General features: G+C 69.4%; 15 protein-coding genes and 1 riboswitch. Of the genes, 8 read left to right on the forward strand and 7 right to left on the reverse strand.

Translation table 11 applies throughout. The features are described from left to right. Positions 1-126 precede the first annotated feature (126 nt). Positions 127-897: an SDR family NAD(P)-dependent oxidoreductase gene (locus ABH933_RS07560; protein WP_429418634.1), complete on the reverse strand. Its 771-nt coding sequence runs from the start codon at positions 895-897 to the stop codon at positions 127-129. Next, positions 884-1,654 (reverse strand): 2OG-Fe(II) oxygenase family protein, encoded by a 771-nt coding sequence (locus tag ABH933_RS07565; RefSeq protein WP_429418636.1) that lies wholly within the window; start codon positions 1,652-1,654, stop codon positions 884-886. The genes ABH933_RS07560 and ABH933_RS07565 overlap by 14 nt, the downstream gene beginning before the upstream one ends. 145 nt (positions 1,655-1,799) lie before the next feature. Here ABH933_RS07565 and ABH933_RS07570 point away from each other — a divergent pair, with 145 nt between their 5' ends. Together ABH933_RS07570 and ABH933_RS07575 are read left to right on the forward strand one after the other, a co-directional pair. Next, the gene (locus ABH933_RS07570; RefSeq protein ID WP_429418638.1) at positions 1,800-2,426 is read left to right on the forward strand and encodes a GDSL-type esterase/lipase family protein; all 627 of its coding nucleotides are present in this window, start codon (positions 1,800-1,802) and stop codon (positions 2,424-2,426) included. A 413-nt stretch (positions 2,427-2,839) separates the two neighbouring features. Further along, positions 2,840-3,190 carry a dihydrofolate reductase family protein gene (locus ABH933_RS07575; RefSeq protein WP_429418640.1) on the forward strand — a complete coding sequence of 117 codons (351 nt, stop codon included), beginning with the start codon at positions 2,840-2,842 and terminating at the stop codon, positions 3,188-3,190. Between the two features lie 172 nt (positions 3,191-3,362). On the opposite strand, the gene ABH933_RS07580 is transcribed toward ABH933_RS07575, so the two are convergent. Then, the gene (locus ABH933_RS07580) at positions 3,363-3,824 is read right to left on the reverse strand and encodes a hypothetical protein (RefSeq protein WP_429418642.1); all 462 of its coding nucleotides are present in this window, start codon (positions 3,822-3,824) and stop codon (positions 3,363-3,365) included. A gap of 117 nt (positions 3,825-3,941) precedes the next feature. Between ABH933_RS07580 and ABH933_RS07585 the strand changes: the two genes are divergently transcribed. The 3 genes from ABH933_RS07585 to ABH933_RS07595 all read left to right on the forward strand — a co-directional run bounded on the left by ABH933_RS07585 (position 3,942) and on the right by ABH933_RS07595 (position 6,126). Further along, the gene (locus ABH933_RS07585) at positions 3,942-4,562 is read left to right on the forward strand and encodes a PadR family transcriptional regulator (protein ID WP_429418644.1); all 621 of its coding nucleotides are present in this window, start codon (positions 3,942-3,944) and stop codon (positions 4,560-4,562) included. Between the two features lie 139 nt (positions 4,563-4,701). Continuing rightward, the gene (locus ABH933_RS07590; RefSeq protein ID WP_215914897.1) at positions 4,702-5,277 is read left to right on the forward strand and encodes a hypothetical protein; all 576 of its coding nucleotides are present in this window, start codon (positions 4,702-4,704) and stop codon (positions 5,275-5,277) included. Between the two features lie 72 nt (positions 5,278-5,349). Then, positions 5,350-6,126: a class I SAM-dependent methyltransferase gene (locus tag ABH933_RS07595; RefSeq protein WP_429418646.1), complete on the forward strand. Its 777-nt coding sequence runs from the start codon at positions 5,350-5,352 to the stop codon at positions 6,124-6,126. Positions 6,127-6,136: 10 nt separating this feature from the next. On the opposite strand, the gene ABH933_RS07600 is transcribed toward ABH933_RS07595, so the two are convergent. Further along, positions 6,137-7,672 (reverse strand): phytoene desaturase family protein, encoded by a 1,536-nt coding sequence (locus ABH933_RS07600; RefSeq protein WP_429418648.1) that lies wholly within the window; start codon positions 7,670-7,672, stop codon positions 6,137-6,139. Between the two features lie 133 nt (positions 7,673-7,805). After that, complete coding sequence (locus ABH933_RS07605) at positions 7,806-8,480, reverse strand: class I SAM-dependent methyltransferase (RefSeq protein WP_429418650.1); 675 nt, start codon at positions 8,478-8,480, stop codon at positions 7,806-7,808. Between the two features lie 153 nt (positions 8,481-8,633). Continuing rightward, positions 8,634-8,804, forward strand: a riboswitch (M-box (ykoK) riboswitch). 222 nt (positions 8,805-9,026) lie between these two features. Between ABH933_RS07605 and ABH933_RS07610 the strand changes: the two genes are divergently transcribed. Beyond that, positions 9,027-9,311: an ANTAR domain-containing protein gene (locus ABH933_RS07610; RefSeq protein WP_215914894.1), complete on the forward strand. Its 285-nt coding sequence runs from the start codon at positions 9,027-9,029 to the stop codon at positions 9,309-9,311. Between the two features lie 66 nt (positions 9,312-9,377). On the opposite strand, the gene ABH933_RS07615 is transcribed toward ABH933_RS07610, so the two are convergent. Beyond that, positions 9,378-10,460 (reverse strand): DUF2332 domain-containing protein, encoded by a 1,083-nt coding sequence (locus tag ABH933_RS07615; protein WP_429418653.1) that lies wholly within the window; start codon positions 10,458-10,460, stop codon positions 9,378-9,380. Positions 10,461-10,547: 87 nt separating this feature from the next. Beyond that, positions 10,548-11,675 carry an alkaline phosphatase family protein gene (locus tag ABH933_RS07620; RefSeq protein WP_429418655.1) on the reverse strand — a complete coding sequence of 376 codons (1,128 nt, stop codon included), beginning with the start codon at positions 11,673-11,675 and terminating at the stop codon, positions 10,548-10,550. A 135-nt stretch (positions 11,676-11,810) separates the two neighbouring features. Here ABH933_RS07620 and ABH933_RS07625 point away from each other — a divergent pair, with 135 nt between their 5' ends. Together ABH933_RS07625 and ABH933_RS07630 are read left to right on the forward strand one after the other, a co-directional pair. Then, on the forward strand, positions 11,811-12,251 hold the full coding sequence (locus ABH933_RS07625; RefSeq protein WP_429418656.1) for a MarR family winged helix-turn-helix transcriptional regulator: 441 nt from the start codon (positions 11,811-11,813) through the stop codon (positions 12,249-12,251). Between the two features lie 82 nt (positions 12,252-12,333). Beyond that, positions 12,334-13,701 carry an MFS transporter gene (locus tag ABH933_RS07630; protein WP_429418658.1) on the forward strand — a complete coding sequence of 456 codons (1,368 nt, stop codon included), beginning with the start codon at positions 12,334-12,336 and terminating at the stop codon, positions 13,699-13,701. The last annotated feature ends 25 nt before the right edge of the window (positions 13,702-13,726 follow it).

Consider the following 13,726-nt stretch of genomic DNA (forward strand, 5'->3'; position numbering starts at 1 on the left):
CTTCGGATCGAGGGAGCTGCGTCGGTCCTCTCGGTCGACTAGCTGTGAGTATGCAGGACTGGGGATGGCTGGTCGGAGGCAACACGCCGCCGGTCGGTAGCGGACATCATTCGAACGTAGTGGGCATCATCTCCCGTGGCGTCCGGCGGCCGGTTCGGGGGTGGCGGTCTCCGGTGTGCCCACGCCGAAGACGCCGCCGGTCATGTCCCCGACGTCGAGTTCGGCGATGGCCGTGACGACCTGCGGCGTGGGCACGGTGGCGGGGAAGGCATCGGGCGCGACGGCATTCACGCGCACCCCGAATGCGGCGAATTCGGCGGCCTGGTACCGGGTCAGCTGGTCCAGCGCGGCCTTGGATGCGCCGTACAGCGCCTGCCCGCCGGGACGCACACCGGAGCCCGCCGCGCAGGACACATTCACGATATTGCGGTTGCGGGCGCGATTGCCGAGATCGTCTCGCAGCCAGCACTGTTGCGCCAGTCGTGTCGACAGCCGCAGCGGTACACCGACATTCAGCGCGAAATGCGGTTCGAACTCCTCGAGCGCGGCATCCCCGTCGACCGTGCCGTACGGGGTGTGCCGAGCGTAGGCCGCGTTGTTCACCAGCAGGTCCACCGCACCGTATTTCGCCAGCGCCAGCTCCACCACGCGCTCCACCTCACCCTCGCGGGTCAGGTCGGAGTGGATCACGAAGATCCGGGAGTCGTTCTCGGGCAACGGATCCTGCGGTGCGAGCGGATCGACGAACCACTCCCGTTGCGACGGCACCGCGGGTACCCGGCCGCGGCACACCGCGACGATGTCGTACTGCCGGTAGTAGGCCTGGCAGAACGCATTGCCCAGCGTGCCCCCGGCCCCGGTCAGCAGGACGACCCGGCGCTGCTCATCGGTCGCCAATTGCGGCACCTCCCCAGCGGAATTCCGCCTGTTCACGCGTCTGATACAGCCACATCACCACACTGTTGCGGGCGGTGGTGTTGCCGCCCGCGAACGTATGCCAGGACCGCGGGGTGCATTCGAAGACGACCATCGAATTGTTCAGCGGCGGAACGTGTACCGCGGATTGCGGCCGGCTCGGGTCGGCCGCGGACAGCAGCGCGGTCTCCCCGCCGCTGCCCGGGCGCCACTCGTCGTTGCCGAGATAGAACAGCACCGCCACCGCGCGCACCAGTTCGCGCTCGTCGTCGCCGGGCCCGATCCCGGGGTTCGCGTCCGCACCGGCCAGGCCCACCGCGTCGGGTGCCGGGGCCGGGCCCGCAAACCATGCCCGCGTCAGATCGTGCCGCGGGAGGTCGCGCGGGCCGGCGGGCGCGTGATGGTGCAGTGCGCCCTCGATGTCGCCGGTGACCGCGTCCTGCGCGCCCACCAGCCGGGCGATCAGGTCGTGCCAGGCCCGGGACAGGAACAGCTCCAGCGGGCCGTTGCGCACCCGGGCCAGATTCACCCCCGTCGCGCCGGAACCCTCCCCGACCGGCTCGAAGAGTTCGGGCTGCTCGAGCCGCACCCGCTCGAATTCCGCGGCCAGCCGGTCGTAGAACGGGCGCGTGAACACCTCGCGCACGTAGACGTGCGGAAACGGCTCGGTCCTGCGGATCCAGCGGCGATGTGCCAGCAGACCGGTGAACCACCGCGGCAGCGGTGTTTCCGTTCCCATACGTGCTCCCTCCCGGACAAACCACGTGAATCCTATGGGTATCGGCCGGTAGGGGGGATGGTGGGTGAGCACATTTCGCCCCGCACCGGATAATTTTTTGCTGCCCTTGCGCAAGCCGCGCTGCCGGTCGTGAAAACATCGCACGGTGATCCAAGATGTCCGAGTCTGTTTCGTGGGTGATTCGCTGGTCGCCGGCGTGGGCGATGGGCAGTACCTGGGGTGGCCGGGGCGGCTCGCGGTGCGCTCCGGCGCGGCCGGACGCCCGGTGACGTACTACAACCTGGGCATACGGCGGCAGACCTCGGCGGATATCGCCGCCCGCTGGGAGTCCGAGTGCGCGCTGCGGCTGCCGGCGGATACCGATGCGCGCGTGGTGTTTTCCTTCGGCGTCAACGACACGCTCATCGAGGACAGCCGAATTCGGGTGTCCGGGGCGGATTCGGTCGCGAATCTGACCGCGATGCTCGAGCGCGCCGCCGAACGGGGCTGGGCCGCACTCGTTGTCGCACCGCCCCCGAACATCGACGACGAACACAACGCCCGCATCGAGGCATTGGATGCGAGGTTCACCGAAGTCTGTGCGGCGCAAGGCGTTCCCTACGTGCGGGTGCACCAGCCGCTGCGGCAGAACGCCGCCTGGATGCGGGCGTGCCGCGAGGCCGACGGCTATCACCCCGGTGCGACCGGATACGACGAGTTCGCCGCGCTCATCGTGCCGCACTGGCTGCTGTGGATGGCCGAGCCGGGTTCGGCGCTACCCGTCGTGCGTTGAGTGGGGGCGTTCGGCGTTCTTTCCGGCGGCCCGATCCGTCGCGCCCGGGCTGCGCCGCCGCGGCGATGCTCGTAGGGTAATCGGCAACTTGATGGCTATCGAAACGGCCCGGCGGTCGGGTGGGCGATGAATTTCGGTGCGCCGTCTCGTCGGAACGGGCATACGGCGCCGTCGGCAACCCGGCGGCAGAGCGCGCAGAAGTGAGGACACTATGGGGAAGATCGTTGTCGCAGAATTCGTTTCGCTCGACGATGTGATCGAGAATCCGGCCTGGACCGCGCCGTTCTGGACCGACCGGATCGCGGCCTACAAGTCCACGGAGCTCGAGGAGGCCGATGCGCTGCTGCTGGGCCGGGCGACCTACGAGATGTTCGCCGCCGGGGCATCCCGAGGAGGGCGCGTACAAGGACAAGATGAACTCCATGCCCAAGTACGTGGCGACCACGACCGCCACCGAGCTGGCGTGGAATGCGCATCGCATCGAAGGCGATCTCGCCGCGGGCATCGCGAAGCTGCGCGCCGAGCGGAATCTGCTGGTCTTCGGGAGCGGTTCGCTGGTGAACTTCCTGCGCGAGGCCGAATTGGTCGACGAGTATCGGCTGGTGCGCTACCCGGTGCTGCTCGGTGCGGGCCTGCGGCTGTTCAACCCCGTGCGGGCCGAGGCGACCCTCGCGCTCGCCGAGTCCGAGATGCTGGACAACGGGGTGCTGCTGGGGACCTATCGGGTCACCCAGCACAGTGTCACCCGGCCGAGCTTCGGCTGAGTCGCGGAACGCCACGCTCGCCGGAACGAGCGTCCCGGGACGACCTAAGCGTGGTGCCGATGCCGTATCGGTGCCGCGATGATCGCCCTGACGTCGCTGTCTCCCCGGCGCCGTTGCCGGGGAGGACGTGTCGCGGCCGCTGAGTTGCCGCTCAGCGATTCCGATCGGGTGATTACCGCGGCGCGTTGGCCGGATCGATGAGGGTCGGGGTGCGGCCCTCGCGCCGGGCGCGTCGCGCATCCTCGAAGAACTCGCGGGAGAACAGCGCCGACAGAACCGCGACGCCGGCCCGGTGTACCCGGAATTCGCTGCTGGTGCAGGTGCCGGTGAGCCGGATGACCCGGCCCGCCGCGTCGTTCGGCCGCGCGAAGTCCTTGACCCGGCCGCGGCCGGTCCACTGCAGTCCGGTCTGGTCGATGACCGCGTCGTCCGGCACGAGCAGCTTGATGGTGCCGTGGTCGAGATTGACGTTGACCTCGATGTCCTCGTCGCCCTCGATGAGCGGCGAGCGCAGGTCCAGGACCACGAAGCCCCAGCGGGCGGTGATGTCGAACTGCTTCTCCGAGGTCCAATCGCCCAGGCGCTTGGTGGCCTCGTGGTCGACGTGGATGCGAACGGGGGTGGCGGTGTTCATGGTGACTCCTGTGTGGAAGGGGCGGGTTCGCCTGCCCCTCTATAGTTGCACAAGGACTAGTTCCATTGCAACTAGATTTTGAAAATCTAGTCTTGGGGCACCTAGTAGAATGGTGATGTGACCACATCGACCCAGTTCAAGCGCTCCGCGCTCGCGATGGCACTGCTCGGCATCCTGCATCTCGAGCCGATGCACCCGTACGCCATCCAGCGCCGCATCAAGGAGTGGGGCAAGGACAAGGTGGTCAACGTCGGCCAGCGCGCCGCGCTGTACAAGACCATCGCCCGGCTGCAGGAGGCGGGACTGGTGGCGGTCCGCGAGACGGGACGCGATCAGCAATACCCCGAGCGCACCGTCTACGAGATCACCGATGCCGGGCGCGCGGCCGTCGCCGGCTGGCTGGCCGAGATGGTGGGCCACCCGCGCAACGAGTACCCGGAGTTCCCGGCCGCGCTGTCGTTCCTGATGCTGCTGGGCCCCGATGCCGCGGCCGTGGAGCTGCGCCGGCGCGCGGACGCGCTGCGCGCCGAGCTCGCGGAGATGGCCGTGGATGCCGAACAGGCCGAGCAGTTCGCGCTGCCGCGGGTCGTTATGCTCGAGGACGAATACTTGCGCGCGGTCACCGAGGCTGAGCTGCGGTGGCTGGACGGGGTGGTGGCCGACCTCGATGCCGGAACCCTCACCTGGTCCGCGGAGACGCTGGCCCCCCACGTCGACCGGTCGATGAACCAGTCCTGACCGGTGGTGTGACGTTCATCCGCCCGACGATCGGAATTAATCCGGCCACCGCACCGGTTGCTCCCATTACCGGTTGGTAGTCGATCAGCAGCAACACCGGATCGGCCCCAGAGACAGCGAGATCACCGGGAGGTAGGGCATGGCGCTCACACTGACCCCCAGCCACCCCGCCGCCAGGCACCTGCGATGGATGTTTCTGGCCGTGGTGACCGGCAGTTTCGTGTTCCTGATCCCCTGGGTCGTCTACCTGGCGACCAGCCTGCCCTCGCGCCACGAGGTGACCCAGTGGGACGTCGCGTGGGTCGGATTCGATTTCTTCGTGATCGGTTCCATCGGTATGACGGCCCTGTGGGCCTGGCTGCACCGCCGGATCTTCATCCCCTGGGCGATCGTCACCGCGACGCTGCTGTGCTGCGACGCCTGGTTCGACATCGTGCTGGACTGGAACACGCCCGATCTGCCCGTCTCGCTGCTGACCGCCGGGGCGGGCGAGCTGCCGCTGGCCGCGCTGCTGTTCTACGTCGCGCGCCGCCTGATCCGGCTCTCGATCGCGGCGGCCTGGGCGCACCAGGGCCAGGACGAAATACCGCGGATCTCCATGCGCCGCCTCCTGCTCGAGCGGATGCCCGACGTGGGCGTGATGACCAACAGGAAGAATGCCGCGCGGGACGACGACCAGTCGCTGCCCGCGTATCCGGGCGCCCGATCTCAGTAGCATCGACGGCGGATGAGCGATGATCCGGCGCCGGCCGGTCGTCGCGTTGTGTCGAGGCGGAGGGAATGGCGCGTGACGAGTGCGAACGAATGGTCCGTGGAGGACACCGAATTGCGGGCGCGGCGTGCCGCCTCGTTCGGCGCCGAGGCCGCCGCCTACGACGAGCACCGGCCCGACTATCCGCTCGCGGGCATCCGTTGGGCGCTCGAGCCGCTGGGTAAGCCGGACCCCGAGGTGCTGGATCTGGGCGCCGGCACCGGCAAGCTCACCGCGGGTGCGCTCGCCGTCGGTGCCCGGGTCACCGCCGTGGAGCCGGACGACGGAATGCGCGCCGCGTTCGCGGCGCGGTATCCCGGCCTCACCGCCCTGGCCGGTACCGCGGAATCCATTCCGCTGCCCGATGATTCGGTGGACGCGGTGCTCGTCGGGCAGGCCCTGCACTGGTTCGATTCCGAGCGCGCGTTCCCGGAGATCGCCCGGGTCCTGCGGCCCGGCGGCGTCCTCGCGGCATTCTGGAACACCCATGCCGTCGACGTGGAGTGGGTCGCCGAGCTGGACCGGGTCTCGCGCTCGGGCGTCTCGTTCCAGACTCGCACCGACCGGGGCATGCCGTCCCATCCGCTGTTCGAGGAGTTCGAGCGCTCCGATTTTCCGCACGGCCAGCGTCGCACCGTCGAAAGTCTCACCGCCACCATCGGAACCCACTCGCACACGCTGGTGGTGTCGCCGCGCGAGCGTGCGGAGCTCCTGGGGCGCATCACCGAGTACCTGCGGGGGATTCCCGAGACGGCCGCCGGAGAGTTCGATCTGCCGTTGCGCACCTTGGTGATTCGGGCGATGCCGCGCTGAGTCGCCGTGTTCAGGCGATCTCCAGCACCGCCATCGCGGCGTTGTGCCCGCCGATACCGCTGACGCCGCCGCCGCGCAAAGCGCCTGCGCCACAGCGGAATACGTTCGAATGCTCCGTCTCCACGCCCCACCGGGCGGCAGGGGAAGGATCGTCGTCGGTGCGGTACGGAAAGCTCAGATCCCCGTGGAAGATGTGGCCACCCGGCAGGCCGACCTCGTCCTCGAGGTCCAGCGGGGTTCTCGCCTCCAGGCAGGGTCGGCCGTCGGCGTCCACGGCCAGGCAGTCGCGGATCGGTTCGGCCAGTACGGAATCCAGCTGGGCCAGCGTCGCATCGAGCAACCGGCGCTTGACACGATCGTGGTCCTGCGCGAAAAGCCCTGCCGGAGTGTGCAATCCGAACAGCGTCAGGGTGTGCATGCCGCGGGCGGCCAGATCGGGGGCCAGGATGGACGGATCGGTGAGGGTGTGGCAGTAGATCTCCGAGGGCGGGGCCGTCGGCGGCGTTCCGGCCGCGGCCTCGCGGTAGGCGGCATCCAGCTGCGCATAGCCCTCGGCGGTATGGAAGGTGCCCGCGAAGGCCTCGCGCGGATCGACCGTGTCGCGCAGCCGCGGCAGCCGGTTAAGCAGCATGTTCACCTTGAGCTGGGAGCCCTCGGGGCCGGTCGCCTCGGGCTCGCCGAGCAGGCGGGACAGCTCGTGCGGCGCGGCGTTCACCAGCACGTGTCCCGCCGCGACCGTGCCGCCCGTGAACGCCACTTCCGCTGTGCCGCCGTCGGTTTCGATGCCGGTGACCGCGTGATCGACGACGATCTCCGCCCCCGCGCCGCGCGCCGCCGCGGCCAGCGCATCGGTGAGGGCGCCCATGCCCCCGACGGGCACGTCCCAGTCGCCGGTGCCCCCGCCGATCACGTGATAGAGAAAGCAGCGGTTCTGGCGCAACGACGGGTCGTGGGCGTGGGTGAAGGTGCCGATGAGCGCGTCGGTGAACACCACGCCGCGCACCGTGTCGTCGGCGAAGGTGGATTCGATCGTCTCCCCCAGTGGGCGCTCGAAGATCGCCGCCCAGGTCTCGGCGTCGTCGACGATGCGCTCGAGTTCGGCGCGGCGCGGCACCGGTTGCGTGAGCGTGGGGAAGACCCGCTGCGCCAGGCGTCCGGTCGCGCCGTAGAAGCGCTGCCACGCCTCGAAGTCCGCGTCCGAGCCGGTCATCCGGACGAAGCTTTCCCGGGTGCGGGCGGCATCCTGGGTATCTACCAGCAGCCCGCGCCCGCCCACCGGCGTGTACGAGGAGATTCGGCGGCGGCGGGTCGTGAACCGCAGCCCCAGATCGTCCACGATCTGCCGCGGCAGCAGGCTCACCAGATACGAGTATCGCGACAGGCGCGCGTCGAACCCGGCGAACACCCGCTCGGAGACCGCCGCGCCGCCGGTGTGCGCCCCGCGCTCGAGCACCAGCACCGAGCGCCCGGCGCGCGCCAGATAGGCCGCGGCGACCAGGCCGTTGTGACCGCCACCGACGATGACCACGTCGTATCGGGTACGCATCTGCCCTGGATATCACGAAATCGCGGCGGGCCCGCCCGGTTCGGGCGAGGAAGAGGCGTGCCGGGCCCAGGACGGCAGATCGGTCGCGGGGCCGGACAGTTCGTTGGCGCCGGCCTCACAGGTGCTCCGTCGATTACCCCGGGGCGCCCGCGCCGTCGGTTCGGGTCGCGATCAGGTAGCCGGCCCCGTAGATCTCGTCGGGCTCGCGGTCCCGCAGCATCCGCGTCACGGTGCGGAACCCGCACGGCCGCAGCAATTCCTCCATCCGGCGCAGCGACCACCGATAGGACGGGGCGACCCGGTGATCGTGCGGTTGCATATCCAGCTCCTCGTCGGTGGACTGGAAGGCCAGCAGCAGCCGCCCGCCCGGCCGCAGCACCCGCGCGAATTCGGTCAGCGCGCCGGGCACTCGCTCCGGCGGCAGATGAATGATGCTGTACCAGGCCATGAGTCCGCTCAGCGCGGCGTCCTCCAGCGCCAGGGTCTCCATCGTGCCCACCTCGTAGCGCAGGTCGGGCCGTGCCGCGCGGGCGAGCCGGATCATCTCCGGGGACAGGTCGATTCCGAAGACGTCCAGGCCGAGGTCGGCGAGGTACGGGGTGAGCCGGCCCGGACCGCATCCGACATCGGCCACCGGACCGCCGCCGTCGGCCCGGACCAGCTCCGCGAACACGCCCAGCATCGCCCGGTCGAACGGCTCGCTGGGCAGCAGGCCCGCCGTCCGCTCGGTGTACACCTCCGCCCACTCGTCGTAGGCGTCCCTGGTGGCACGGGTATCGGGGTGTTCGACGGCGCTGGATTTCTGCACGCCGCCAGCCTAATCGCCACCACCGACAACCCCGCCGCGCGCGCATCGGCTCTTTCCATGCGAAAGTGCCTGATTCGCAACGGGTCTCGACTGCATAACACGCCGATGTCTCCTTCTTGACTTCCGGCGTGGTCGCCGCCAGGATGGCTGGGGTCAGCACCTCGCTAGGCGAGGCTCCTGTGTGAACACAGGCCACTGATCTCACGACGTCGAGAGACGCCCAAGATCAGGACAGGTCGCCCCGGATTAAGGAGCGATCCCAAGTGGCTTCCCGGCTCCGGGATACGTCGCGCAGTGCCGAAGCTCTGACGAGAGGGGTGCCCGCCTCGCTCCGTTGCGATGCGTCCTTCCCTGTCCTGGCATCCGGCAGCGGCGAATTTCGCCGTTCCCGGCAACAATGACTTCGGCCCCGAGGAGGTGAGGGACACCGTATGACGTCCGACGCCAGTCCGTATCCGAGTCCGGCTCGACAATCCACCAGCCCTCAGCCCCGCGCGGCCGAAATCGCCTGCGGCGGCTGATTCTTCCGAGTTCACAGGAGAGATCATGACCAAGCCCGCCATCGAGACCTTCCACCGCAACGACGCCCGCATGCTCGATACCGCCGAGGGCGTCCTGGTCGCGCTACGCCGCTACAGCCCCGCCGACGCGTTCGCCGAAATCCTCGACACCGCCCACCAGCACCGGGTGCCCGCGCTGGGCCTGGCCCGCGCCCTGGTCGAACTGGCCGGCGCGGATGCTCCCGCCGTCGCCCCCGGCCCCGCCGCCGTCGCGCACACCGCGTGGGGGCACCTGTTCGCGCGGGCCGCCGAGGTTCCCGCCCCGGCCTAACCGCAACGAGTCATGCCCGTGGTGAGCCGAGCGTGGTCCGGCGATGCCGTGGTTCACCGCCACCGGTCACTGGTCCTCGGATCGGACGAACGCCGGAATGCCATGGGGCTTGGCTCGCGCCAGTACCGTCTCGGGGGTCTTGCCGATTCTGGCGGTGAGGCGGAATCCGTTGCGATCGTCGCGAGTCAGCTGTGGTTCGAACGCGATATGGGCGAATCCCGCATCGGGTCCGCTGGCGTCGGCCAGCCGGTCCAACTCGGCGGCCACCAGCTGCCACTCCTTCGGGTCGACGTACTGGCGCATGACCGAATGCCACACGATTGTCAGTGCCCCGGGCACCAGATCTATGCCCGCGAGGAATTCCGCCGCGCCCGAGGTGATCACCTCGGCCGGAACCCGCTCGGCCAGCCGCAGCGCGCCGTCCAGCCGCGTCATCCGCTCGATCTGATCCGGCCAGACATATGAACGCAGCGCCAGCGCCCCGTGCGGCGAGAGCGGATCGATGGGCGCGAGATCGCAACCCCGCCGCTCGACGACGCGCACCGTGGGATGCCCGCGCACCGCGGACACCAGCCACGGCGGCACCGGCTCCCGCCAGGCGTCGCCGAGAACGACCGGCGACTCGCGCGGTCCCCAGTCGAGATCGCCGGTGTGCCAGCGGAACTGGTCCGCACGCAGGTTCAGCCCCGCGCTGCTGCCCAGCTCCAGCAGGCGAATCGGCAGCGGAGTCGCATCCACCGCGGCCAGCAGTCCGGCCAGCAGCGGCACGGCCCGGCCGACATCGTTCGTCTGCGGCGCGCGCGGTGGGGCGTCGAGCCAGGTGGCTATCCATTCGGTCTGTGCCGCAACGACTTCGCGGAACGCCGGCCAGAGCCCGGCATCGGGTGGGTCGGCCTCCGGCCCGGCACTCGGATAGTAGCGCGCGAGTTCCGGAACCTTGCCGGACAGCACCAGCGCGTGCACCGCGGCCACGAACCGCAGGGGTAGCGCGGAATCGCGGTGGGAGTCCTCGAAACCGGCCACCGCCCGGGCGCATGGCCCGGCGGCCTCGATATCCCGCGCGATCTCGGCCAGGAGGATCGCATACAACGACGAGCCCAGTGCGTCGGCGGCCCTCGACTGATACTCGAACTGGGAAATGAGCGTCACGAATCCACTCTGCCCGAGCCCGCGCCGCCGCGACGATCCGGGCCGGCCGGATCGATGCCGGTCACCCGTGAATCCGGGCCTCGCAGGTCAGCGGGCGATGAGTGGCACCAGCTGTTCGTCGGCGGTCCACGCGCCGTGGTGACCGAGCAATGCCGACTCCATCGGTTCGGGGCCCGGGCGAACGAGAACGGTGCGGTCCTGCGCGACCGCGATGAGGTCGCCGATTCGATGGGCGATGACGGCGCTGGGCGGGGTCGGCCCGAACCAGTGCTCATCGAGCGCCTGCTCCCGGCTCACTACCCGCGCGTGCGTGGCCAGCTCGCCGGCCCACCGGGCCAGCGCATCCGCCACCGCATCGGCGCGCTCGAGGTAGACGTGACGTACCCGCGCCTCGCCGCCGATGAGCCGCATGTCGCGCTGTAACGCGTCCCGGGAATCGAGGTCGATGATGTTGTCCGCCAGGATCATTCCGTGATCGCCGGTGATGAGCAGCGTGCACGTCGCCGGAAGTTCACTCAGCAGATCGGCCACCGACGAGTCGATATCGTGCAGCGCCGCCAGCCACTGCGGTGATTCGGGTCCGTGCAGGTGGCCGGTCGCATCGAGGTCGGGGAAATACGCGTAGGCGAATCGCGACCCCGCGCCGGAATGGCCTGCGACGGAAAGGATTCCAGCCCGCAGTTCATCGAGTGTGGTGGCCGGATGCAGCGTGCCCGCCGCGCGGAAGGAGGCCCGGCTCAGACCGGAGCGGTACTGGTACTCGGGAATGACGTAGTGCACCTGGATTCCGTGCGCGGCAAGGTCTTCCAGGCGACTCGCGCCCGGCTGCACCGTTTCCGGAAGATACCTCTCGCGGGCGTCCTGGCCGGTCGCGGCGTCCAGTCGCCAGCGCAGCGCATTGAGTAACCGGAGCCCAGCCGGGTCCGGCATCGCGAAGCTGTAGCCGACGATGCCGTGCGTCGCACAGGGCGCACCCAGGGCGAGGCTGCTGAGGCTGGTCGCGGTCGTCGCCGGAAATCCCGCGGTCAGCCTGCCCGTGACGTGTGCGGTCAGGGTCGGCGCGACCTCCGGGTGCCGCGCCAGCAGTTCCGCACCCAGCCCATCGATCACCAGCACCACGACATCGCGGTTGGGCACGAACCCCAGAGAGTTGTGCACATCCATACCGAAGGACGCCGCGACCGACGGCAGGACGTCGGCGAGTGTGTATGTCATCGATGCCGATGTTGCCGGATTCGAGCTCGTCGCGCGACCGTGCTGCGGACCGCTGCGAAGCCCGCAGGTCCGCCCGGGCCGCAATTAGGAAGTCCAGACTGGCAACGTTGAGATTGTCAGTCTAGACTTCTATTCATGGACGCTCGTGATGCCCTGAACCGCTCGACTGCCACCGCGATCCAGGTTGCGGTCGGAATGCTCAAGCGGCGCACCCGCGAGACCCATACGGACGGGCAGTTGACGACCCCGGAGCTGACCGCGCTGTCGCACATCGACCGCAGCGGCCCGATCACGATCGCCGACCTCGCCCGCCTGCATCAGATCACCCCACAGGCGATGGGCTCGACCGTCGCGTCCCTGGAGGAGCACGGTCTGGTGACCCGGTCGCCCGACCCCAAGGACGGTCGGCGGTCGCTGCTGACGGTCAGCGCGGCCGGCAGTGACACCCTGCACGTCACCCGTGACGCGGTGTCGGGTCGCATGGCGGTCGCGCTCGGCGAGTCGTTCACCGACGACGAGGTAGCCCTGCTGGCGGCTGCGGCTCCGCTGCTCGAACGGCTCGCCCGAGGGCTCTGACCCCGAAACCCATATCAGCCCCCATGCCGAGCGTGCGGGGTAGATGAGGCGCGGCTTCGACCGCGAATGATTGAGGCACGCAATGTCATACGACGGCCACCCTTTCTCCTGGCGCTTCACCTCGCCGCTGTTCCTGGGCTCGGCTCTGAACCCCGTCAACAGCTCACTCATCGCGACGGCGCTGCTGCCGATCGCCGGTGATCTGGGCATCCGGATCGGCCGGACCGCGGCCCTGGTGGCCGCCCTGTATCTGGCCAGCACGATCGCCCTGCCCACCGCGGGCAAGGCCGCCGAGGTGTTCGGGCCCCGGCGAATCTTCATGTCCGGCATCGTCATGGTCGCCCTCGGCGGGGTCCTCGGCGGCTTCGCGCAGAGCCTGTGGATGCTGATCCTGAGCCGGGTCGTCATCGGATTGGGCACCTCGTGCGCCTACCCGACCGCAATGCTGCTGATCCAACGCCGTGCGCGCGATGCCGGCCTGGCCAAGCCGCCGGGCGGCGTCCTGGGTGGACTCATGATCGCCGGGATCGCCACCGCCTCGCTCGGCCTTCCCCTCGGCGGCGTCCTCGTGAGCGCCCTGACCTGGAGAGCCGTCTTCTTCGTCAACGTGCCTGTCGCGGTCATCGCGTTCATCGCCGCGGTCGCGTGGATCGAACCCGACCCGAAGCGCGCCGAACCGATGAGCGCGCGCCGGATCGTGTCGAAGCTCGACGTACCCGGCATCCTCGGCTTCGCCGGAGCCGTGCTGACGCTGCTGATCTTCCTGTTCGGCCTGCCGAGCGCGCACTGGTGGGTCCTGGCACTGTCCCTGGCCCTGTGGGCGGTGCTGGTGCCATGGGAGCTGCGGGCGCGGACCCCTTTCCTCGACGTGCGGCTCCTGGCCGCCAACCCCGGACTCGCCAACACCTATCTGCGCTTCGGCCTGACCCAGTTGTGCGTCTACGTCGTCCTGTACGGCATCACCCAGTGGATCGAGGGCGTGCGAGGCTTCAGCGAGTCCGCCGCCGGGCTGCTGCTATTGCCGATGACCCTGATCTCGGGTCTCATCATCACGCCGCTGTCCCGGCGCGGACTCGTCCGGGGACCGGTCATGGCGGCGGCCACCGCCTGCCTGCTCGGATCGGCCGGCGTGCTGCTGCTCGGCGCCACCGTCTGGATCGGCGTCGTGGTCATCGTGACCCTCGTGTTCGGTCTCGCCATCGGCTTTTCCACCGCCGGCAACCAGACCTCGCTCACCCAGCACGCACCCGTCGATCAGCTGGGCACCGCGTCCGGGCTGCTGCGCACCTTCGGATACGTCGGCTCGATCGGCGCCAGCGCGGTCACGGGCCTGGTCTTCCATCACAACGTCACCGATCACGGCGTCCACCAGACCGGCTGGATCATGACGGCCGCCAGCGTCCTGCTGGTGGCACTCACACTGGCCGACCGCACTCTGCGGCCCGCGTGACAGCAATCGCTCGACCCCCATTGAT

Origin of the sequence: Nocardia sp. GP40, from assembly GCF_050434125.1 — a bacterium.
GTDB classification, from domain to species: domain Bacteria; phylum Actinomycetota; class Actinomycetes; order Mycobacteriales; family Mycobacteriaceae; genus Nocardia; species Nocardia albiluteola.